This window comes from Methylobacterium sp. WL12, from assembly GCF_008039475.1.
Lineage (GTDB): Bacteria > Pseudomonadota > Alphaproteobacteria > Rhizobiales > Beijerinckiaceae > Methylobacterium > Methylobacterium cerastii.
This window is the reverse complement of the sequence record NZ_VRUW01000009.1, coordinates 1-23,013: the sequence shown is the minus strand read 5'-3', so window position 1 is coordinate 23,013 and position 23,013 is coordinate 1. Positions and strand designations below refer to the sequence as shown.

The window sequence follows — 23,013 nt, the reverse complement described above, 5'->3', positions numbered from 1 at the left end:
TTCGAGAAGGTCTTGCCGCCGAAAAATCTTGCTAACGAAACGTCTTTCGCGGGTCGAACGCGTCGCGTACCGCCTCGCCGGCGAAGACCAGCAGGCTCAGCATCGCCGCGATCACCAGGAAGCCGGACAGGCCGAGCCATGGCGCGGTGAGGTTGTCCTTGCCCTGCGCCAGCAGTTCGCCGAGCGAGGGGGAGCCCGGCGGCAGGCCGAAGCCGAGGAAGTCGAGCGAGGTCAGGGTGGTGATCGAGCCGTTGAGGATGAACGGCAGGAAGGTCAGCGTCGCCACCATCGCGTTCGGCAGCAGGTGCACGGTCATGATGCGGACGTTGGACAAGCCGAGCGCCCGGGCCGCCCGCACGTATTCGAAGTTTCGCGCCCGCAGGAACTCGGCGCGCACGACGCTGACCAGCGCCACCCACGAGAACAGCAGCATGATGCCGAGCAGCACGAAGAAGCCGGGTGCGATGAAGGCCGAGATGATGATGATCAGGTAGAGCGTCGGGATGCCGCCCCAGACCTCGATGAAGCGCTGGAACGCCAGGTCGACCCAGCCGCCGAAATAGCCCTGCACCGCGCCGGCGACGACGCCGATCAGCGACGAGACGGCGGCCAGGATCAGCCCGAACAGCACCGAGATGCGGAACCCGTAGATCACGCGGGCGAGCACGTCGCGGGTGGTGTTGTCGGTGCCGAGCCAGTGCCAGGGGATGTTGGCGCAGCCCGCGCCCGGCGCCGTCTCGGCGGCCTGGCACTGCGCGTCGGTGAGCATCCAGGTCGGCGGCGAGGGCGAGGGGGTCGGCAATCCATCGTTGATGGTGTCGTAGGAGAACGGGATCGGCGGCCAGATCGCCCAGCCGTTCTCCGCGATCTCCTTGACGATCTCGGGCGTGCGATAGTCGGTGCGCGCCAGGAAGCCGCCGAACTTCTCCTCCGGGTAGTCGATCAGCACCGGAAACAGCCACTCGCCTTTGTAGGAGGCGACGATCGGCCGGTCGTTGGCCAGAATTTCCGCGAAAAGGCTGACGACGAACAGCGACAGGAAGATCAGGAACGAGACGTAGCCGAGCCGGTTCCGGCGGAAGTTCTCGAGCCGGCGCCGGTTGAGCGGCGACAGCCCGCCGCGGCGGGGCGCGAGCGGCCGCGCCTCGGGCAATCCCTCGCTCGGCCGTGGCACGATCGGCTGGGCCCCGGGCATCGGCGCCGAGACCGGGTCGCCCTCGGGGGGGCGGGCGATCTCGTTCATCGCGGGATGCTCCACAGAGGGTTCGCGGGATGCGCGTCGCGGTCCCCTCTCCCATCGGGAGAGGGTTGGGGTGAGGGGCGTGACCTCTCCGGTGCGTTCTCATCCCTCACCCTGTCCCTCTCCCGCCCGGGAGAGGGGACCCGCGATCCGATCCGAAGGCTCGGAGGGAGGTGTGAGCCTGCGCGACCGGCGATGCGCGTGCGAATGCCGCTCAGCCGTCGATCCGCACGGCGGTGCCGTCGATCTCGTTGGGGCGGACGCCGCCGTTGCGCTCCATCCAGCGGCGGAGCAGGCGGACGTTGCGGCGGTTGGCCTTGAAGGCCGCGTCGAACAGGTCGCCGGCGAGCGGCACGATGCCGATCGCGCCGTCGAAGGCGACGTTGAGCGCCATCCGGGCGATCAGCCAGCGCGGCGCGCCGATGCGGCGGGCCTCCGCGACGATGTAGGACGAGATCACCATGCCGGCGATGTCGCCGACGATCGGCACGAGCCCGATCACCGCCTCTAACCCGACCCGCCGGTTGATGCCGGGGATCAGGAAGGCGGAATCGAGCAGGTGCGCCAGCGCCTCGAGCCGGGCGAGCGTCGCCTCGCGGCTCTGGTCGCCGACGCGCAGCGTCGTTCCCGCACGCCAGCTCTGGGAGAAGGTCTGCGAGGAATCCATCGGGGGAGTCCGGTGAGCGGGGGGGGCCATCCGCGAAGATGTGGCGCCGCGACCCGGTTCCGGCAAGGATGTGGGCGGATGCCCGGCCCAGCTCCCTCACGCGGCCACCCGCCGGACCCCGGAGAGGCGGTCGAGCGCCGTGTCGAGCGTCGCGTCGGCCTTGGCGAAGCAGAGCCTCACGAGGTGGCGCACCGCCGCGTCAGGATAGAACGCGCTTACCGGGATCGCCGCGATGCGATGGTCACGCACCAACGCCTCGCAGAAGGCGACGTCGTCCGCAGGCACTCGCCCTGATTGTCCGAGCTCGGTGATGTCGACGTTGAGGAACCACGTCGCCTGCGCCGGCAGCACCGTGAAGCCGAGATGCCGGAGGCCGTCGGCGAGCCGGTCGCGCGAGCGGGCGTAGCCCGCCCGCATGTCGGAAAAGTACGAATCCTCCTTGGCGAGGCCGAAGGCCACCGCCTCCTGCAGGTTCGGCGGGGTGGTGAAGGTGAGGAACTGGTGCGCCTTGGCCAGCGTCCGCATCAGCCCGGGCCCGGCCATCACGAACCCGACCTTCCAACCGGTGAGCGAGAAGATCTTGCCGGCCGAGCCGACCTTCACCGTGCGCTCCCGCATGCCGGGCAGCGCCATCAGCGGCAGGTGGCGGGCGCCGTCGAACACCACGTGCTCCCAGACCTCGTCGCAGAGCGCGATCACGTCGTGGCGGACGCAGAACGCGGCCAGCATCGCGAGGTCGTCGGCCCCGAACAGGGTGGCGCTCGGGTTCAGCGGGTTGTTGAGCAGCACCACCTTCGTGCGCGGCCCGAAGGCGGCGGCCAGCGCCGCCTCGTCGAGGCGGAAGGCGGGGGGCGTCAGCGTCACGATCCGCGGCACGCCGCCGGCGCGCAGCACCAGCGGCAGGTAGGCGTCGTACATCGGCGCGAACAGCACCACCTCGTCGCCGGGCGCGATCAGCGCCAGCAGCGCGCCGGCCAGCGCCTCGGTCGCGCCCGAGGTCACCATCACCTCGGTCTCGGGATCGAGGGCGAGGCCCTGGTGGCGGGCGTAATGCGCCGCCACCGCCGCGCGCAAGGACGGAAGCCCCATCATCGGCGGATACTGGTTCGAGCCCTCGACGAGCGCCCGGGCCCCGTGCGCGCGCATGTCGGCGGGACCCGGGTCGTCGGGAAACCCCTGCCCGAGGTTGATCGCGCCGTGCTCGCGCGCGAGCCGCGACATCGTCTCGAACACCGTGGTCGGGAGGCCGGAGAAGACCGGGTTCATGCAGGGCGTGGGGTGGACATCGGCCGGGTGATACCATGGCCCGAAGCGCCGGCGAAACGTGCGCGATCGCACGCGGCCACCGCAACCCGGCGGGCCGGACGGCTGACGAATGTTGACATTCATCAGCCGTGAGGTAGCTTTCAGACACACGGCCGGTACGGCGCCGGCGGGGTTGGAACTCCGCCCCCTCGTTCCGATCCTGCCAGGCGCCGGACCGGTCGTCGCGAGGCCCGCCAATTCGTTGGCGGGCCTTTTCGCGTTATGGCCTCTGCCAGCCGCAACGGATCGCCGGAGCCTGCCATGTCCACCCGCCGCGCGCTCGCGCTGGCCTTCGCCTTCGGTGCCTTCGGACTCGGCCTGCGGCTCGCCGTCCCCGTGGCGCCGGTGGACGAGTCCTATCGCGACGTGGTGCGGTACTACCGCGCGCTGGAGCGTCCCTGAGGGGCCAGCAACAGCGCCGAAACATCGGCGCCGTACTGACGACGCATTGCGAAGCGAAGGCTCGGGTCGGCGAAAGCTCGGACCCACGCCGAGAACCGGGCCGCTCCGAGCGCGGGTGCCGCAAGGCGCGGGCCGTTCGGATGCCGTACAGGCGATCGGGGCCAAGGTGCCGGGTCAGGGTGCCGGATTCGCCCCGCGCGCCGACGAACGGTCGGCCCGCGGACGAAAACAGCGAGAGGATAGGGCGCGACACGGGCGCGGCGGCGTCCGGAACGTGGTCTAATCAGGCATGAACGAGAGCTCACCCATCCGCACGGACACGGCGCGCGCGTTCCAGCCGGATCCGGCCGCGTCGCCTGCGAAGACGCGGCGGTTCCGCCCGTTGCGCTGGATGTTGCTGCTTCTGGCTCTGCTGGCGGCCGGCGCGATGGCCCACCGCTGGTACGACGGGCGCACGCAGGTCGCCGGCGGCCCCGGCGAGACCCAGGGCAAGGGCGGACGGGGCGGCGGCAAACGCGGCGGCATGGACGTGCCCCAGGCGGTCGGCATCGCGCAGGTCGTCACCGGCGACATCCCGGTGGTGCTCCAGGGGCTCGGCACCGTCACGCCGCTGGCCACCGTCACCGTGAAATCGCAGATCAGCGGCTATCTCACCGAGATCGGGTTCCGCGAGGGCCAGACCGTGAAGAAGGGCGACTACCTCGCCCAGATCGACGCGCGGCCCTACGAGGCGTTGCTCGCCCAGTACCAGGGCCAGCTCGCCCGCGACCAGGCCCTGCTGCAGAACTCGAAGCTCGACCTCGCCCGCTTCCAGCGCCTCGCCCAGCAGGACTCGATCTCGAAGCAGAACGTCGACACCCAGGGCGCCCTGGTGAAGCAGAACGAGGGCACGGTTGCCTCCGACCAGGCCCTCGTCGACCAGCAGCGCCTCAACATCGCCTATGCCCGCATCGTCTCGCCGGTGGAGGGCCGGGTCGGCCTGCGCCAGGTCGACCAGGGCAACTACATCACCGCGGCCTCGACCAGCATCGTCGTCGTCACGCAGCTCCACCCGATCTCGGTGGTGTTCACCCTGCCCGAGGACGACGTCTCGCGGGTGATGCGCCGGGTGCGCGCCGGCGCCAAGCTCGTGGTCCGCGCCTACGACCGGGGCGACGCCCACGAGATCGCCACCGGCACCCTCGACACGGTCGACAACCAGATCGACGTCACCACCGGCACGGTGAAGCTGCGCGCCCTGTTCGAGAACAAGGACGAGGAGCTGTTTCCGAACCAGTTCGTCAACGCCAAGCTCACCGTCGACACGGTGGCGAACGCGGCTCTGGTCCCCAACGCGGCGATCCTGCAGGGCACCCCCGGCACCTACGTCTACCTGATGGACGGCGACGCCAAGGTCACGGTCCGCCCGATCAAGACCGGCGAGACCGACGGGACCAAGACCGTCGTGCTCTCCGGCCTGCAAGCCGGCGACCGCATCGTCACCGACGGCACCGACCGCCTGCGCGACGGCGCCCCGGTTCGGATCACGGAAGGCGTCGACGGCCAGAAGGTGACGCCTGCGGAGGCGCCTGCCGGCACCGAGCAGAAGCGCGGCCGCCGGCGGCAGCAACCGTGAGCATCGGGGTTCAGGACGCGCACCTCCCCTCTCCCCGCGGGCGGGGAGAGGCCCGCACGGACTTCGTCGTCCGTGCGGGAAGCGAAGGCGCAGCCGAAGCGACGGTGAGGGGGAGTTTCCTCCGGGCCCGCCCCCTCACCGTCGGCTGCCGCCTCGCTGCGACGACGACGGGGTCGTTGTCGCCCTCTCCCCGCACGCGGGGCAAGGGGACGCGCACGGGCCGCCGCAGTGATCGCCTCCGCCTGTCCGAGAGTGCGCGGCCGGTATGAACCCCTCCCGCCTCTTCATCCTCCGCCCGGTCGCGACCACGCTGCTGATGCTGGCGATCCTGATCGTGGGCGGGGTGTCGTACCTGAACCTGCCGGTCTCGGCGCTGCCGTCGGTCGACTACCCGACGATCCAGGTGCAGACGTTCTATCCCGGCGCCAGCCCCGAGGTGATGACCTCGGCCGTCACCGCGCCGCTGGAGCGGCAGTTCGGACAGCTGGCCAACCTCAACCAGATGACTTCGCAGTCTTCGGCCGGCGCCTCGGTCGTGACCTTGCAGTTCAACCTGGACCTGCCGCTCGACATCGCCGAGCAGCAGGTCCAGGCGGCGATCAACGCCGCCGGCAACCTGCTGCCGTCCGACCTTCCGGCGCCGCCGATCTACGCCAAGGTCAACCCGGCCGACGCGCCGGTGATCACGCTGGCGCTCACCTCCAAGACCCTGCCGCTGACGCAGGTGCGGGACCTCGCCGAGACGCGGCTCGCCCAGAAGATCAGCCAAGTGGCCGGCGTCGGCCTGGTGAGCATCTCCGGCGGCCAGCGGCCGGCGGTGCGGGTGCGGTTCAACGCGCGGGCGCTCGCGGCCTACGGCCTGAACATCGACGACCTGCGCACCACCATCACCAACCTCAACGTCAACACGCCGAAGGGCACCATCGACGGCCCGAAGCAGTCCTACGCGATCAACGCCAACGACCAGATCCAGGACCCGAAGGCCTACGACGACGCGATCATCGCCTACAAGAACGGCGCGCCGGTGAAGATGTCGGACGTGGCCGACGTGGTGCAGGGGCCGGAAAACACCAAGCTCGGCGCCTGGGCCGACGAGACGCCGGCGATCATCCTCAACATCCAGCGCCAGCCCGGCGCCAACGTCATCGCGACGGTCGAAAAGATCAAGGCGCTGCTACCGCAGCTCCAGGGCACCCTGCCGGGCGCGATCCAGGTCAGCCTCCTCACCGACCGCACGGTGACGATCCGGGCGTCCGTCGAGGACGTGCAGTTCGAGCTCGGCCTCGCCATCGCCCTCGTGGTGCTGGTGATCTTCCTGTTCCTGCGCAGCCTGTCGGCGACACTGATCCCGAGCCTGTCGGTGCCGCTGTCGCTGATCGGCGCGCTCTCGGTGATGGACCTCTACGGCTTCTCCCTCGACAACCTGTCGCTGATGGCGCTCACCATCGCCACCGGCTTCGTCGTCGACGACGCCATCGTGGTGATCGAGAACATCGCCCGCCACGTCGAGGACGGAGATTCGCCGCTCGAGGCCGCGCTCAAGGGCAGCCGCGAGATCGGTTTCACCATCATCTCGCTCACCGTCTCGCTGATCGCGGTGCTGATCCCGCTGCTGTTCATGGGCGACGTGGTCGGGCGCCTGTTCCACGAATTCGCGATCACGCTGGCTGCCACCATCATCATCTCGGCGGTGGTGTCGCTGACGCTGGTGCCGATGCTGTGCGCGCGCCTGCTGAAGCACGTGCCGCACGCCGAGAGCCGCCGCCGCGAGGGCGTCCTCGGGCGGATGGGCCGGCGCGCCACCGAAGGCACCATCGCGGCCTACGGCCGGGCGCTGCGGGTGGTGCTCGACCACCAGGGCGTGACGCTGCTCGTCACCCTCGCGACCGTCGCGCTCACCGCGTTCCTGTTCGTGACGATCCCCAAGGGGTTCTTCCCGGTGCAGGACACCGGCGTGATCCAGGGGATCACGCAAGGCGACCAGACCCTCTCCTACGCGGCCATGGCCGAGCGGCAGCAACGCATCGCGAGCCTGATCCTCAAGGACCCGGACGTCGCCAACCTGTCCTCGTTCATCGGCGTCGACGGCCAGAACGTGACGCTGAATTCAGGGAGGTTCCTGATCAACCTGAAGCCGCAGGCCGAGCGGACCGAGCGGGCCGGCGCCATCATCCGCCGCATCCAGGCGGCCACCGCGGATGTCGCGGGCCTGCGCCTCTACATGCAGCCGGTGCAGGACCTGACGATCGACACCGCCGTCTCGGCGACGCAGTACCAGGTGATCCTGGAGACCCCGAACCTCGAGGATTTCGAGACCTGGGTGCCGCGCTTCACCGACGCGCTGTCGAAGTCGCCGGTAGTGGCGGACGTGGCCAGCGACCACCAGGGCCAGGGGCTGGCGGCCTTCGTGACGATCGACCGCCCGACGGCGGGGCGCTACGGCATCACGCCCGCCACCATCGACAACGCGCTCTACGACGCCTTCGGCCAGCGCATCATCTCGACGATCTTCACCCAGTCGAACCAGTACCGGGTGATCCTGGAGGCCGACCCGGACCTGCACAGGACCATCGCCAGCCTCGACGCGATCTACCTGCCCTCCTCCACTGCGACCAGCGGGCAGGTGCCGCTCTCGGCGGTCGCCCGGATCAGCGAGCGCCGGGCGCCGCTGCTGATCTCCCATCTCGGCCAGTTCCCGGCCACCACCGTGTCGTTCAACCTCGCGCCGGGCGCGGCGCTCGGCCAGGCCGTCGACGCGGTGGAGGAGGCGCGAAAAAGCATCGACCTGCCGCCGAGCTTTCGCGTGGTGCCGCAGGGGTCGGTCTTCGCCTTCCAGTCGGCGCTCGGCAACGAGCTGTTCCTGGTGATGGCGGCGATCGTCACCGTCTACATCGTGCTCGGCGTGCTCTACGAGAGCTTCATCCACCCGATCACCATCCTCTCGACGCTGCCCTCGGCGGGGATCGGCGCGCTCCTCGGGTTGATGATCTTCGGGCTCTCCCTCGACATCATCGCGATCATCGGCATCGTGCTCCTGATCGGCATCGTGAAGAAGAACGCGATCATGATGATCGACTTCGCGCTCCAGGCCGAGCGCGAGGAGGGCATGGCCCCGCGCGACGCGATCTACGAGGCCTGCCTGCTGCGCTTCCGCCCGATCCTGATGACGACGCTCGCCGCCCTGTTCGCGGCGATCCCGCTGATCGCCGGCACCGGCGTCGGCTCGGAGCTGCGCCAGCCGCTCGGCATCGTCATCGCCGGCGGGCTCATCGTCAGCCAGGTGCTGACGCTGTTCACGACGCCGGTGATCTACCTGTTCTTCGACCGCCTGGAACGCCGCATCACCGGCCGCCGCGAGCCCGAGCCGGACCTCCCGGCGGGCGAGGCGCTGCCGTGAGGGATATCGCAAGGGTTCGACGCATCCCCTCTCCCCGCGTGCGGGGAGAGGGCTTTGCCGACCTTGTCGTCGGCAAAGCGAGGCGGCAGCCGAAGGTGAGGGGGCTTCGCGGGATGAGCTTCGTCCGTGAACGCCCCCTCACCTTCGCTTCGGCTTCGCCTGCGCTCCCCGCATGCACGACAAGGTGCATGCGGACCTCTCCCCGCACGCGCGGAGAGGGGGACCGCGGCGCACGCCGCGCGGGCCTCCGCCCATGAACATCTCCGAGCCCTTCATCCGGCGCCCCGTCGCGACGACGCTGCTGACGGTCGGCGTGCTGCTGGCCGGGATCTTCGCGTTCCTGAAGCTGCCGGTGGCGCCGCTGCCGCAGGTGGATTTTCCGGTGATCCTCGTCCAGGCGCAGATGCCCGGCGCGAGCCCCGAGACCATGGCGGTGACCGTCGCCGCCCCCCTGGAGCGGCGGCTGGGCGCCATCGCAGACGTCAACGAGATGTCCTCGACGAGCTCCACCGGGAGCGTGCGGATCGTGCTGCTGTTCGGCCTCAGCCGCGACATCGACGGTGCGGCGCGCGACGTGCAGGCGGCGATCAACGCCGCGCGGGCCGACCTGCCGACGGCGCTCCGCCAGAACCCGACCTACCGCAAGTTCAACCCGGCCGACTCGCCGATCGTCATCCTCGGCATGACCTCGGACACGCTGACGCCGGGCCAGCTCTACGATGCGGGCGCCACGGTGGTGCAGCAGAAGCTGTCGCAGCTGCCCGGCGTCGGCAACGTCGACATCGGCGGCTCGTCCCTGCCGGCGGTGCGCGTCGAACTCGATCCGACCGCCCTGTTCCACTACGGCATCGGCCTGGAGGGCATCCGCGCGGGGCTGGCCTCGGCCAACGCCAACTCGCCCAAAGGCGCGATCGAGGCGGGCGACCGCCGCTACCAGCTCTACGCCAACGACCAGGGCCGCAAGGCGTCCGATTACCGCGACCTCGTCGTGGCCTACCGCAACGGCGCTGCGGTGAAGCTCACGGATGTCGGCGAGGTGATCGACTCGGTCGAGGACCGGCGCAACCTCGGCGTGGTCAACGGGCGCCAGGGCGTGCTGCTGTTCGTCTACAAGCAGCCGGGCTCGAACGTCGTCGAGACCATCAACGGGGTGAAGGCGGCGCTGCCGCAGATCGTCTCGGCGCTGCCGGGCGGCATCGACGTGAAGCTCACCGGCGACCGCAGCGCCACGATCCGGGCGTCGCTCGCCGCCACCGAGGAGACGCTGCTGATCGCCGTCGGCCTCGTCATCCTGGTGGTGTTCGCGTTCCTGCGCTCGGGGCGTGCCACGCTGATCCCGGCGGTGGCGGTGCCGATCTCGATCGTCGGCACCTTCTCGGTGATGTACCTGCTGGGCTACTCGCTCAACATCCTGTCGCTGATGGCGCTGATCATCGGCACCGGCTTCGTCGTGGACGACGCCATCGTCGTGCTCGAGAACGTCCAGCGCCACATCGAGATGGGCAAGTCGCGCATCGAGGCGGCTTTGGTCGGCGCCCGCGAGGTCGGCTTCACCGTGATCTCGATGAGTCTGTCGCTCATCGCGGTGTTCCTGCCGATCCTGCTGATGGGCGGCCTGGTCGGGCGGATCTTCCAGGAATTCGCCGTGACCCTGTCGCTGGCGATCCTGATCTCGCTGGTGCTCTCGCTCACCACCACGCCGATGATGTGCGCGCGCTTCCTGCGCCCCGAGACCCATCGTTCGGGCAAGCGCCCCAACATCCTGATCCGCGGGCTGGAGGTTGCCTTCACCGGGACGCTCAACGCCTACGAGCGCACGTTGCGCGTCGCGCTGGCGCATCCGCGCCTGGTGCTGCTCGTGCTCGCCGCCACGATCGGGCTCAACGTCTACCTCTACGTCATCGTGCCGAAAGGCTTCTTCCCCGAGCAGGACACCGGCCAAATGATGGGCGGCATCCAGGCCGACCAGCGCATCTCGTTCCAGTCGATGGAGAAGAAGCTCAAGGAGGCCGCCGCCATCGTGCAGGCGGACCCGGCGGTGGACAGCGTCGTCGGCTTCACCGGCGGGCGCGGCACCAACTCGGCCAACGTCTTCGTCGGCCTGAAGCCCGCGGGCGAGCGGGTCTCGATCAGCGAGGTCGCCAACCGTCTGCGCCCGAAGCTGTCGCAGGTGGCCGGTGCGCGGCTCTACGTCTTCCCGCGCCAGGACCTGCAGATGGGCGGGCGCCAGAGCTTCGCCCAGTATCAATACACCCTGCAGGGCGACAGCGCGGCCGAACTCTATGCGGCGGCCCCGAAGCTGGTGCAGGCGCTGCAGAAGGACCCGACGTTTGCCGACGTCACCTCCGACCAGCAGGAGGGTGGGCTGGAGAGCCGGCTGGTGATCGATCGCGCCACCGCCTTCCGCTACGGCATCACGCCCGACAAGATCGACAACACCCTCTACGACGCCTTCGGCCAGCGCCAGGTCTCGACGATCTACAACCCGCTGAACCAGTACCACGTCGTGATGGAGATCGCGCCGCGCTACCTGGAGAACCCCGAGACCCTCAAGCAGCTCTACGTCTCGACCTCGGGCGGCAAGGCGCGGGGCTCGGCCACCACCAACGCGGTCGCCGGCACGGTGGCGGCGGCGCCCGCCAGCGCGGTCCCCTCCACGACGGCCGCGGCCGACGCCAGCACCAACGCCGCCGCGGTCGCCTCTGATTCCGCCCGGAACGCGGCCGCCAACGCCATCGCCGCCTCGAAGGGCAGCGCGTCTTCGAGCGCGCCGGTCTCGTCGTCGGTCGAGACGATGGTGCCGCTCTCGGCCTTCACGCGGGTGGAGACCGGCAACGCCCCGGTGCAGGTCAGCCACCAGGGCCTGTTCGTGGCGACGACGATCTCGTTCAACCTGGCGCCGGGCAAGAGCCTGTCGGACGCCACCGCCGCGATCGACAAGGCGATGTCGGAGTTGCGCCTGCCGGCGACCATCCACGGCGAATATGCGGGCGCTGCCAAGAACTACATCGCCTCGGCCTCGCGCCAGCCGCTGCTGATCCTGGCCGCGATCCTGGCGGTCTACGCGATCCTCGGCATCCTCTACGAGAGCTTCGTGCACCCGATCACGATTCTCTCGACGCTGCCTTCGGCGGGCATCGGCGCGCTGCTCGCCCTGCTGGTGACCGGCACCGAGTTCACGATCGTCGCCCTGATCGCGGTGTTCCTGCTGATCGGCATCGTCAAGAAGAACGCCATCATGATGATCGACTTCGCCCTCGACGCGGAGCGGACGCGGGGGGCGGCGCCGCGCGAGGCGATCTTCGAGGCCTGCCTCTTGCGCTTCCGCCCGATCATGATGACAACGCTGGCGGCGCTGCTCGGCGCGGCGCCGCTGATCTTCGGCGGCGGCGAGGGCTCCGAGCTCCGCCGCCCGCTCGGCATCGCCATCGCCGGCGGCCTGATCGTGAGCCAGATCCTGACCCTCTACACCACCCCCGTCGTCTACCTCTGCCTCGACCGCCTCCGGCACCGGGTGAACGCCCGCCGCCGTGGCGGAGCCGCGGCCGTGCCGGCGGGGGAATGATGCGGTTTCCGGCGATGCAGGACGGGGCGTGCGCACCCCCCTCTCCCCGCGCGCGGGGAGAGGGCTGCGACGACCCCGTCGTCGGCGCGGCGAGGCGGCAGCCGAGGGTGAGGGGGCTTCGATGGAAGCGCCTCGTCCTTCCCGGCCCCCTCACCGTCGCTTCCGCTCGCCGCCTGCACGCCAAGGTGCAGGCGGCCCTCTCCCCGCAGGCGGGGCGAGGGGATGCGCACCCAACGATGCGTCACCTCCTGAGGGCGGCCAGCCTCCTCGCCCTCACCACGGCGCTGTCCGCCTGCGTCGTCGGCCCGGACTATTCGCGCCCCTCGGTCGAGACGCCGCTAGCGTTCAAGCAGGGCGGCACCCGCGAGGATTCGGCCGGCTTCGTCGCATCGCGCAAGAACTGGCGCGCGGCGGCGCCCAACGACGGGGCCGAGCGCGGCGACTGGTGGCGGGTCTTTCGCGATCCGACCCTCGACCGGCTGATCCGCCTCGTCGACGTCGACAACCAGTCCTTACGCCAATCCGTGGCGAACTTCCGGCAGGCGCGGGCGCTGGTCGAGTCGGCCCAGGCGGCGCTCTACCCGACGGTCGTCGGCGCCCCGAGCATCACCCGCTCGCGCACGGTCGGCACCGAGCGCACCTCCGTCTCGATCCAGGGACAGGCGAGCTGGGAGCTCGACCTGTTCGGCCGCATCCGCCGGACCATCGAGACCGAGGCGGCGCTGGCCCAGGCCGACGCCGCGACGCTGGCGCTGACCCGCCTGACGATCCAGGCCGAGGTCGCGAACAACTACCTGTCGCTGCGCTACGCCGACTCGCTGGTGCGGGTGCTCAACGCCAACGTCGAGAACTTCAAGCGCACGGTGGCGATCACCGAGAACCAGTACAATGCCGGCGTCGCCGCGCGCTCGGACGTGATCACCGCGCAGACGCAGGTGCAGACCACCCAGGCGGCGGCGATCGCAGCGACGCTCACCCGCGCCCAGTTCGAGAACGCGATCGCGACGCTGATCGGCCGCCCGCCCTCGGAGCTGTCGCTGGCGGTGGCGCCGCTGGCCCTCGTGCCGCCGGCGGTGCCGGTCGGCATCCCGGCGTCCCTCCTGGAGCGCCGCCCGGACGTGGCCCAGGCCGAGCGCGCCGTCCAGGCGCAGAGCGAGCAGATCGGCGTCGCCGTGGCCGCCCTCTACCCGAGCGTGACGCTGTCAGCGTCGGGCGGCATTTCGGGGCTTACCCGTACCGGCCTCCTGTCGGCGGCCAACCAGGTCTGGGCGGTGACGGCGGCCGGCAGCGAGGTGCTGTTCGATGGAGGCGCGCGCTCGGCGGCGCTAACCCCCGCGCGGGCCGGCTACGACGCTTCGGTGGCGAACTACCGCCAGACCGTGCTCGCCGCCTTCGCCGACGTGGAGAACGGCCTCGTCGGCATCCGCATCCTCGCCCGCCAGCAGGTGGCGCAGGACGAGGCGGTGACGCTCGCCCGCCGCGCCGTCGAGATCACCCTGAACGAGTACCGCGCCGGCACCCAGAACTTCACCACCGTGGTCACCGCCCAGGCGCTGCAGCTCAACAACGAGGTCGCCGCGCTGCAGGTGCGGCTCTCGCGCTTCACCACCGCCGTGAGCCTGATCCGGGCGCTCGGCGGCGGCTGGGATGCGCGCGCGCTGCCGAGCGATTCCGAGTTGAAGGGCCCGCGCCTGCCGATCGACCTCTCGCCCGCGGTGCACCCGGACGAGTAGGGGGCGCACACGCGCGACGCGTTCCCCTCCCCGCTGAAAGGGGGGAGGGAGAGGCCGAACCGCTCAAGCCCGCCGCAGGCGTAGCCCGAACAGGTGGAGCAGGCCGGCGAGCAGCCCGCCGTAGACGGCCGCGCCTGCGACGCCGAGCAGCGCCAGCACCGCGACCTCGCGGCCGCGCGGCAGGGCGGGCACGAGGGATTCCACCACCGGCAGCCCGTAGACCGCCACCAGCGCGAGGGCGGCGCAGCTGAGCGCTACGCCGAGGATGGTGAGGCCCAGCGTCCGGCTCGGCGCGGTCCAGCCGCGGCGCCAGGCGAGGGCGACGAGGATCAGCAGGTTGACCCACTGGCTGATCGCGGTGGCGAGCGCGAGACCGACGACGCCGTAGGGGCCGGTGAGCCAGAGCTTCAGCACGACGTTGACGGCAATCGCCGTGAGCGAGGCCCAGAGCGGCGTCTTCGTATCCTGCCGGCTGTAGAAGCTCGCCACGGCCGAGCGTACCAGCACGACGGCCGGCAGCGCCAGCCCGTAGGCGGCGAGCACGGACGCCGCGCGGGCGGCGTCGTCCGCGGAGAACGCGCCGCGCTGGAACAGGGCGGCCATGGTCAGGCCGGGCAGGGTCAGGAAGGCCACCGTGAACGGGGCGGAGAGCGCGAGCGAGAACCCGGCGGCACGGTTCTGCGCGGCATGCGCGCCGGACACGTCCCCGGCCGCGATCCGTCGACTCATCTCCGGCAGCAGCACCGTGCCGGCGGCGATGGCGATGACGCCGAAGGGCAGCTGGTAGAGCCGGTCGGCGTAGTACAATGCCGAGACCGCGCCGGTGGGCAGGAAGCTCGCGATGATGGTGTCGGCAAACGTCGCGATCTGGAACCCGGCTGCGCCCACCACCGCCGGCCCGAGCACGGCGAAGAACCGGCGCATCGCCGGATCGCGCAAGCTGGGGCGGCTGAGCCGCGGCGCGACGCCCGCCCGCCGGCAGCCCCACCACAGCAGTCCGAACTGGAGCACGCCCGAGACCGCGACACCCCAGGCGGCCGCGTGCGCCGCGTCGGGGAACAGGAAGGCCAGGCTGAGCGCCGCCAACATCGCGAGATTCAAGAGCACCGGGGCGCCGGCCGCCACCGCGAAGCGGCGCTGGGCGTTCAGCACGCCGGAGAGCAGCGTCACCAGGGTCATGAACAGCAGATAGGGGAAGGTGATCCGCGTCAGCGCCACCGCGAGCTCGAAGCGCTGCGGGTCCTCGGCGAAGCCCGGCGCCAGCGCCCGCACCACCCACGGCATCGCGGGGATCGCCACCGCCAGCAGCACGACCTGCACGGCCAGCATCAGCGTGAAGATCCGGTCGGCGAAGCGCTGCGCCGCGCCGTCCGCCCCGGCCTCCGACAACCCGGCATAAGCCGGCACGAAGGCGGTGTTGAAGGCGCCCTCGCCGAAGATCGCGCGGAAATGGTTCGGCAGGCGGAAGGCGACGACGAAGGCGTCGGCCATCGGCCCGGCCCCCATCACCGCGGCCATCACCACGTCGCGGGCGAACCCCGTGACCCGCGACACCAGCGTCCAGCCGCCGACGGAGAGGATCGCGCGGATCACCGGTTCGTCCCGAATGCGAGTGCCGTCACGCCGCCCACCGTCCCTGCTGCCCGGCGGAGGCTTACGGTTGCGGCCACCGGCAACGCAAGCGGGTGGCAGGCGAGGGGGGATCAGCCGCAGGCGAGGGAAGCGGTCGCGAGCCGCTTACGCCACGCTCTCGATCCGGATCGGCAGGCGGCGGTGGCGCTGGCCGGTGGCGTGGTAGACCGCGTTGGCGATGGCCGCGTTGACGCCGATGATGCCGAGTTCTCCCAGTCCCTTCAGGCCGAGCGGATTCACCTTTGCGTCCGGGTCGGGGACGAACAGGACCTCGATCTCGGGCGTGTCGGCCGCGGTGGCGACGAGGTATTCGGCGAGGTCCGCGTTGCGGTAATGGCCGCGGTCGAGGACCGTCTCCTCCAGCAGCGCCGAGCCGAGGCCCCAGATCATGCCGCCAGCGAGCTGGCTGCGGGCGGTGAGCGGGTTGAGGATGCGCCCGGCCGCGAACGCCCCGAGCAGGCGCGGCACGCGGATCTCCCCGGTTTCGGCGTGGACGCGCACCTCGGCGAACTGCGCGCCGAAGGCCCAGGACAGGTGGTCGCCGCCGCTGGCGAGGTTGATGTGCCCGGCGCGCAGGGCCTCGAGGCTCTTGGCGCTGCCGTCCTCGGGGACGAACTCGGCCAGGGTCTCGATGCCGGCGGAGTCGAGGCGGGCGACCGCCTCGCCGAGCGGCACGCCGCCCCCGTCGGCCTGCGCCAGCCGCCCGCCGACGAGGCGCAGGCGCGCGGGGTCGGCCCCGGCCAGCGGCCCGTCGGCGGCGGTGCAGGCGGCGACCAGACGCGCGCGGATTTGCTCGCAGGCGAGCGCCAGGGTGTTGAGCAGGCTCGTGGTGGTCGAGGAGCCGCCCGAGATGCCGGCCGGCGGCAGCGCCGTGTCGCCGAGCCGCACCGTCACGGCCGCCATCGGCACGCCGAGCCCGTCGGCGGCGGCCATCGCCAGCAGCGTTGTGATGCCGTTGCCGATCTCGTGGTGGGCGGTCTCGACCGCGACCCGGCCGTCGGCGGCAAGCGCGACGCGCATGGTCGCGGCGGCGATCTTCACCGGCCGCACCGAGGTCGCGCAGCCGAGGCCGACCCGCCACGGACCGTCCGGGAGACGGTCGTCGCGCATCGCGCCGGGCCGCGGGTCGCGGCGCGCCCAGCCGAACGCGGCAGCCCCCGCATCGAAGCAGGCCATCAGCGGGCGCGACGAGAACGGCTTGCCCGAGACCGGGTCGGTCGGGGTGTCGTTGCGCCGCCGGAGCTCGATCGGATCGAGGCCGAGGGTCCAAGCCATCTCGTCGACCGCGCTTTCCAGGGCGAAGAGGTAGGGCACCTCGGGGGGAGCCCGCATCGGGCCGGGCGTGTTGCGGTCGACCCGCACGGCGCGCTCGTCGGTGCGGATGTCGGGGCAGGCGTAGAGGCTCGCGGTCACGTCGGTGCCCTCCATCGCGAAGGCGTCGAAGCGCGAGGTCGTCATCGTCGCCTCGTGGACCAGGGCGGTGAGGCGGCCGCCGCGGTCGGCGCCGAGGCGGATGTCGTGGCGGGTCTCCGGGCGGTGGTTCGCGATGGTGAAGCCCTGCCTCCGGGTCGGCACCAGGGACACCGGGCGGCCGAGGTCGCGGGCGGCAAGCGCCACCAGGGCCGTGTACTGCGAAAGAGCGAGCTTCGAGCCGAAATGGCCGCCGATCGGCCCCGATATGACGCGGACGTCCTCTGGCGCGAGGCCGAGCTGCGCGGCGAGCCCGTGCTGCAGCGCGCCGACGTAGCGGGACGGCTCGTGCACGGTGAGCCGCCGGCCCTCCCAGAAACAGGCGGTGGTGAACAGCTCCATCGGGTTGTGGTGCTGCGTGGGCGTCTCGTAGCGGGCGGCGATCCGCACTTCTGCCCGCGCCAGGGCGGCGTCGGCGTCGCCGCGGCCCGGATCCGCGTGCTCGGGCTTCAGGTCGGCCAGCCGGACGGTCTCGGCGCCGGCCTCGTCGAAGGTGGCGGCGAACGGCGCCTCCGCGTACGCGACGCGGACGCGGGCGGCGGCCGCCGTCGCCGCCTCCTGCGTCTCGGCCACGACGAGGGCAACGATCTGGCCGGCATAGGCGACCTCATCGGAGCCGAGGGGAAGGTGCGCGCTGTTGGCGTAGCCGCCGGCCATCAGGTGCTTCACCGGCGCGATCCGGCCGGCGAGGTCGCGATGGGTGAAGACGCGCAGGCACCCGGGCGTCGCCATGGCCGCGGAGAGGTCGAAGCCGCGGATGCGCCCGCGCACGATCGTGCTGGTGACGAGCGCCGCGTGCCCGCACCCCTTCAGCGGGACGTCGGAGGAGAACCGCGCCCGGCCCGTCACCTTGGCCGGGCCGTCGACCCGAACCTGCGAGCGTCCGAGCAGGCCTTCCTCGGCACCGGTTTTGGCCGGGTCGGCGATCGGGTGGTCCATCGGCGCGCTCCACTTCCCATCGGTCCGAGGCCGGTATTTCGCTTCGGTCCGGGACCGGTCGAATGGAGGTGTGCCACGCTCTCCCGGCGGCAAGGTCTTGGGGCCGGCCCGCGGCGATCCGCGCTCAGGTCGCGGCGCGGCCGCGCGGGATCAGCTTCTGGATGAGGCTCCAGTACGAGACCGGAACGAGGCGCTCGATCAGCGCGACCAGCTTCGCGTCCGTGCCGACGAGCACCCGGCCCTGCCGGCGCTCCACCGCCGCCAGGATGATCGCGGCGGCCCGTTCCGGCGGCAGCTTGAGCAGGCTGTTGGCAGCGGCACGGCCCCGGGCGGCCTCCTCCGGAGCCATGTGCGCGGGCAGGCGCGCGCTGTCGGCCACCGAGGTGGCGACGCCGCCCGGATGCACCACCGTGACGCCGACCGAGCTGCCGGCGAGCTCGTGGGCAAGCGCCTGCGAGAAGCCGCGCACTGCGAACTTGCTCGCCGCGTAGGCGGTCTGGCCCGGCGGCGCGATCAGCCCGTAGAGGCTCGACAGGTTGACGATCCGCGCCTCGGGCTGCGCGCGCAGCAGCGGCAGGAAGGCGCGGGTCATGCGGACCACGCCCCAGAAGTTGATCTCGAACAGCCATTCGAAGTCGGCTTCCGTCACGTCGTCGAAAGTGCCGCCGACCGCCACGCCGGCGTTGTTGACCAGCAGGTCGAGTCCGCCATGGGCCGCCTCAACCACTGCCGGCAGCGCGGCGACGGCCTCGCGGTCTGCGACGTCCAGCGCGTGCCGGCTGATGCGGACGCGGTTCGTCGCGATCATCCGCTCGGTCTCCTCCAGCCCGGCGACGTTGCGGTCGGCCAGCGCCAGGTTGCAACCGCGGGCGGCGAGCCCCACTGCCAACGCCCGGCCGATGCCGCTCGCCGCCCCGGTGACGACGGCCGTGCGGTTCTCGAGGTTCCAGTTCGGCATGGGGGGCCTTTCCCTTCGTTTCGATGCCGTGGCGTCGGTGTCGTGATCGCCCGGTCATCCGCTTTGACGCTTGCGATGTCGGAAAACCGAAGACGCACGGGTCCCCTCTCCCGGACGGGAGAGGGGGCCGGTCGGCGCCATCCCGCCCCAGTGAGAATCCTACGCCGCGCGCTTGGCCGGTTCGCTGCGCGAAAACCGCATCGTGCCGTCGTCGAGGCGGCCGAACTTCAGGGCTGCGGTGTCGAGGATGTAGTTCTGGTGCAGCTTCCACGGCTTGGTGTCGGCCTGCTTCGGCAGCAGGTGCGCGGCGCGGGTGACATAGCCGGAGGTGAGCGGCAGGGTCGGCGTCGCGTTGAGCCGGGCGGCATCGGCCAGCGGCTCGCAGCGCGAAAAACCGTTCGTGTCCATGTGCTTGATGAGCCGGCAAAGATAGCGCGCGGTGAGCTCGCTCTTCAGGGTCCACGAGGCGTTGGTGTAGCCGATCGTCACCGCGAAGTTCGGCACGCCGGACAGCATCATGCCCTTGTACAGGAACGTGTCTTCCGGCTCGACCGCACGGCCGTCGACGGTGAGCGTCATGCCGCCCAGCAGCTTCATCCGCAGGCCCGTGGCGGTGACGACGATGTCGGCCGGCAGCGTCTTGCCGGAGGCGAGCCGGACCCCGTCCTCGGTGAAGCTCGCGATCGTGTCGGTCTCGACCGAGGCGGCGCCGGAGCGGATCGCCTTGAACAAGTCGCCGTCCGGCACGAGGCAGAGGCGCTGGTCCCAGGGCTTGTAGCTCGGGGTGAAATGCTTGCCGACATCGTAGTCGGGGCCGAGCTGCGCGCGCACGGCGTCGAGGATGCGCTGGGTCATCGCCTGCGGCTTCCTGCGTGCGAACTGGTAGAAGACAATCCCCAGCGCCACGTTCTTGGCCCGCGTCAGCCGGTGGGCGAGGCCGGCCGGCAGCTTTTGGCGCAGCCAATCGGCGATCTTGTCCCGGCTCGGCAGGGCGACGACGTAGGTCGGCGAGCGCTGCAGCATCGTGACGTGCCGCGCGGTCTCGGCCATCGCCGGCACCAACGTCACCGCGGTCGCGCCCGAGCCGATCACCACCACGCGCTTGTCCGCCCAGGACAGGTCCTCGGGCCAGGCCTGCGGGTGCACCACCGGCCCCGCGAAGCGCTCGCGGCCGGGGAAGTCCGGGCTGTAGCCGTGATCGTACGCATAGTAGCCGGCGCACACCGACAGCATCCGGCAGGTGTAGCGCACCGGCTCGGCCGCCGCGCCGACCTCGGCGTCCAGCGTCCACAACGCGGCGGCCGAATCCCAGGCCGCCCGCACGACCCGGGTGCCGAAGCGGATATGTCGGTCGATGCCCTCGGCCGTCGCGGTCTCGCGCACGTAGGCCAGGATCGAGGCGCCATCGGCGATCGCCTTGTCGCTGCGCCAGGGGCGGAAGCTGAAGCCGAAGGTGTAGAGGTCGGAATCCGAGCGCAGCCCGGGATATCGGAACAGGTCCCAGGTGCCGCCGATCGCGTCGCGGGCCTCAAGGATCGCGTAGGTCTTCTGCGGGCACTCGGTCTGGAGGTAGTGCCCCATGACGATGCCCGAGAGGCCGGCACCCACCACCAGCACGTCGACATGCCGGACCTCACGCCCGGCCGCCGCAGCAAAACCGATCTTGGCAGGCGCAGCCGCTTTGGTGGGCGCAGCATCGTCGGCGGCGTCATTCATGGCGTCTCGGCTCCGGCGGTTTCTCTCTGTGCTTGTATTTAAGGTGAACACCTTATGGACGTCAACGGGCGGGCGCCGTAAAACGCCCTTGGTGCCGGTGACGGGGCCGAACGCGGCCGGGCCGCGCGGGACCGCGGGCGGGTCCACCGCCCGTGGCAGGCAGGTCGAATGAAGCGTCGCAGGTCGGATCAAACAGCGCAGGAACCGGGAGACGCGGCTCGCCCCGTCACGCGCGGCAAGGCGCCGGCCGGTGAAACGGCCGAAGGCGCACCGAAGCGGACCGGCACGCGCGCGCGCGTACTCGCGACGTGCCGCGACCTGTTCAACGAGCGCGGGCCTGCCGCGGTCACCACCGCCGAAATCGCCGCCGCAGTCGGCATCAACGAGGGCAACCTGTACTATCACTTCCAGCGCAAGGAGCAGATCCTGGAGGCGCTGTTCTCCGACTTCGAGCGCCGGCTGGAGGCGGTGGCCACCGCCCACGCCACGGCGGACGGTCGGGCGCGCTACGCCCCCTACCTCGCCGGCTGGTTCACGCTGATGTGGGAGTGGCGCTTCTTCTACCGCGACGGCGGCACGATCTTCCGCCTCGCCCCGTCCCTGCGGCCGCGGCTGAAGAGCCTGAGCGACGCCGGCCAGGACCACGTCCGGCAGGCGCTAGCAGGCATGAAGGCGGCGGGGCTGCTCAGCGCAGGCACCGCCGAGACCGAGCACCTGATCGTCAACGCCTGGATCGTCTCGACCTACTGGATCGACTACCTGCGTTCGCGCCGCGGCCTCGACGAGGTTCGGCGCGAGCACCTGGACTGGGGTGCGGCCCAGGTGGCGAGCCTGTTCCGGCCCTACCTGACCGAGGCCGGGCTCGCCGCGGCGGAGCTGGGCTGAGCGCGCATCGGCCGCGACGAAAGCCGCCCTCCCCCGGGGGGAGGGCGATGTCGCGACGCCTCAGGCGGTCGCCTCGGCGTACATCTTCTCCACGTGCTCCCAGTTCACGAGGTTCTCGAGGAACGCCTTGAGGTAGTCGGGGCGACGGTTGCGGTAGTCGATGTAGTAGGAGTGCTCCCACACGTCGCAGCCGAGGATCGGCTTGGCGCCGTGCACCAGCGGGTTCTCGCCGTTCGGGGTCTTCATGATCGCGAGCTTGCCGTCCTTGACCGCGAGCCACGCCCAGCCCGAGCCGAACTGGCCGATGCCTGCCTGGATGAAGTCCGCCTTGAACTTCTCCGCACCGCCGAGGTCCTCGTCGATCTTCTTGGCGAGGGTGCCCGGGATCGCGCCGCCGCCGTTGGGCTTCATCCACTGCCAGAAGTGCAGGTGGTTGAAGTGCTGGCCGGCGTTGTTGAACAGCGGCTGGTTGTTGCCGTAGGACGCCTTGACGATCTCCTCGACGCTCTTGCCCTCGAGACCGGTGCCTTCGAGCAGCTTGTTGCCGGTGTCGACGTAGGCCTTGTGGTGCTTGTCGTGGTGGAACTCGAGGGTTTCCTTCGACATGTAAGGGGCCAGCGCGTCGTAGGCGTAGGGCAGTTCCGGCAGGGTGAAGGTCATGGGATTCTCCGTCTTGTCGAACGCAGGGGTGCGGGCGTCCGACCGGAGGCCGCGCACCGCGCTCGACGGGGCAACGACCCGGTAGGTAAGTCGGCCTTCCTCCCGCGGCAACGCCGGATCGGGCACGAAGTCCGTGGAAACCGCTACGCTGGACCGCCGGACGGGGCTTGGTTGCGTTTTGCAAAACGCCGACAAGGTCTTACTACGGGTCTAGCGTATCCAGCCCCGATTTCGAGAGTTCCATGATCATTGCGCTGTTCGCGCTGAGTGCCGCCATGGTGATCGGCGGCGTCGTCGCGGTGATCCAGGGGTTTCCCTTCGTTCGCCTCGAGAGCGGCCTCTCCATGGTGATCGCGGGCGCCACCGTCGCCTCGGCCGGGGCGGTGCTCTCCGGGCTCGCGGTGGTGGCCATGGGCCTGCGCCGGGTCGCCCACGCCTTCGACGCCCGCCGCATCGTCGACGCCGTCGGCACGATCCAGGACGGGGTGCGCCTGCCGCCGGCGGCGCCCGCGCCCCTCGTCGACCCGTTTCCGGCGGCGCCCGTCACGGCCGAGCTGGCGCCCGGCCGCCCGACGCTGCCGAGCGTCGTGGCCCCCGCCGTCGGCGCCGGCCTCCTCGGCGGCCAGACCCGCGCCGACCCGGCCTTCGCGGAAGCCTACGCCGAGCCGGCCATCCCCGAGCCCGTGCCGGCCGCGGCGCACGAAACTCATGAGCAAGAGACGCTTGAGCATGAGGTCGTCGAGCATGGCCCGATCGCGCATCCGCCAGCCGACGCGCAGGCGGAGCCGGAACTGCCGCTCCCCGGCCTGACCCCGCCGGAGCCCGAGGC

Annotated in this window: 14 protein-coding genes and 1 pseudogene; 7 read left to right on the top strand and 8 right to left on the bottom strand. The window is 71.0% G+C overall.

Going from position 1 to position 23,013, the window contains the following annotated elements:
- Positions 1-31: 31 nt before the first annotated feature.
- The 3 genes from FV226_RS05690 to FV226_RS05680 form a co-directional block, all read right to left on the bottom strand.
- Entirely contained in the window at positions 32-1,243 is a 1,212-nt protein-coding gene (locus FV226_RS05690; protein WP_147762133.1) for an ABC transporter permease, read from the bottom strand.
- A 211-nt stretch (positions 1,244-1,454) separates the two neighbouring features.
- Positions 1,455-1,907 (bottom strand): DUF4112 domain-containing protein, encoded by a 453-nt coding sequence (locus tag FV226_RS05685; RefSeq protein WP_147753055.1) that lies wholly within the window; start codon positions 1,905-1,907, stop codon positions 1,455-1,457.
- Between the two features lie 96 nt (positions 1,908-2,003).
- Positions 2,004-3,173 carry an aminotransferase gene (locus tag FV226_RS05680; RefSeq protein ID WP_147762132.1) on the bottom strand — a complete coding sequence of 390 codons (1,170 nt, stop codon included), beginning with the start codon at positions 3,171-3,173 and terminating at the stop codon, positions 2,004-2,006.
- 300 nt (positions 3,174-3,473) lie between these two features.
- On the opposite strand from FV226_RS05680, the gene FV226_RS27885 reads away from it, so the two are divergent.
- The 5 genes from FV226_RS27885 (at position 3,474) to FV226_RS05660 (ending at position 13,924) form a co-directional block, all read left to right on the top strand.
- Complete coding sequence (locus tag FV226_RS27885) at positions 3,474-3,614, top strand: hypothetical protein (protein WP_187273722.1); 141 nt, start codon at positions 3,474-3,476, stop codon at positions 3,612-3,614.
- A 289-nt stretch (positions 3,615-3,903) separates the two neighbouring features.
- Positions 3,904-5,229, top strand: a complete 1,326-nt coding sequence (locus FV226_RS05675) for an MdtA/MuxA family multidrug efflux RND transporter periplasmic adaptor subunit (RefSeq protein ID WP_147762131.1) — start codon at positions 3,904-3,906, stop codon at positions 5,227-5,229.
- A gap of 265 nt (positions 5,230-5,494) precedes the next feature.
- On the top strand, positions 5,495-8,626 hold the full coding sequence (locus FV226_RS05670) for an MdtB/MuxB family multidrug efflux RND transporter permease subunit (protein WP_147762130.1): 3,132 nt from the start codon (positions 5,495-5,497) through the stop codon (positions 8,624-8,626).
- A 253-nt stretch (positions 8,627-8,879) separates the two neighbouring features.
- Positions 8,880-12,191, top strand: a complete 3,312-nt coding sequence (locus tag FV226_RS05665; protein WP_147762129.1) for an efflux RND transporter permease subunit — start codon at positions 8,880-8,882, stop codon at positions 12,189-12,191.
- A 236-nt stretch (positions 12,192-12,427) separates the two neighbouring features.
- Positions 12,428-13,924: an efflux transporter outer membrane subunit gene (locus FV226_RS05660; RefSeq protein WP_147762128.1), complete on the top strand. Its 1,497-nt coding sequence runs from the start codon at positions 12,428-12,430 to the stop codon at positions 13,922-13,924.
- Between the two features lie 63 nt (positions 13,925-13,987).
- On the opposite strand, the gene murJ is transcribed toward FV226_RS05660, so the two are convergent.
- The 4 genes from murJ to FV226_RS05640 all read right to left on the bottom strand — a co-directional run bounded on the left by murJ (position 13,988) and on the right by FV226_RS05640 (position 20,639).
- A complete protein-coding gene (murJ, locus tag FV226_RS05655; RefSeq protein ID WP_147762127.1) occupies positions 13,988-15,517 on the bottom strand; it encodes a murein biosynthesis integral membrane protein MurJ in 1,530 nt (509 codons plus the stop codon).
- A 144-nt stretch (positions 15,518-15,661) separates the two neighbouring features.
- Positions 15,662-17,965 carry a xanthine dehydrogenase family protein molybdopterin-binding subunit gene (locus tag FV226_RS05650; RefSeq protein ID WP_147762126.1) on the bottom strand — a complete coding sequence of 768 codons (2,304 nt, stop codon included), beginning with the start codon at positions 17,963-17,965 and terminating at the stop codon, positions 15,662-15,664.
- A 124-nt stretch (positions 17,966-18,089) separates the two neighbouring features.
- Positions 18,090-18,923: an SDR family NAD(P)-dependent oxidoreductase gene (locus tag FV226_RS05645; protein WP_147762125.1), complete on the bottom strand. Its 834-nt coding sequence runs from the start codon at positions 18,921-18,923 to the stop codon at positions 18,090-18,092.
- A gap of 159 nt (positions 18,924-19,082) precedes the next feature.
- Positions 19,083-20,639 carry an NAD(P)/FAD-dependent oxidoreductase gene (locus tag FV226_RS05640; RefSeq protein WP_147762124.1) on the bottom strand — a complete coding sequence of 519 codons (1,557 nt, stop codon included), beginning with the start codon at positions 20,637-20,639 and terminating at the stop codon, positions 19,083-19,085.
- Positions 20,640-20,807: 168 nt separating this feature from the next.
- Between FV226_RS05640 and FV226_RS05635 the strand changes: the two genes are divergently transcribed.
- Entirely contained in the window at positions 20,808-21,524 is a 717-nt protein-coding gene (locus FV226_RS05635; protein WP_147762123.1) for a TetR/AcrR family transcriptional regulator, read from the top strand.
- A 60-nt stretch (positions 21,525-21,584) separates the two neighbouring features.
- Here FV226_RS05635 and FV226_RS05630 read toward each other — a convergent pair whose 3' ends face one another.
- Positions 21,585-22,184, bottom strand: a complete 600-nt coding sequence (locus FV226_RS05630) for a superoxide dismutase (protein WP_147754409.1) — start codon at positions 22,182-22,184, stop codon at positions 21,585-21,587.
- A 242-nt stretch (positions 22,185-22,426) separates the two neighbouring features.
- On the opposite strand from FV226_RS05630, the pseudogene FV226_RS28480 reads away from it, so the two are divergent.
- Positions 22,427-23,013 (top strand): annotated as a pseudogene (locus FV226_RS28480) (hypothetical protein); the annotation flags it as partial.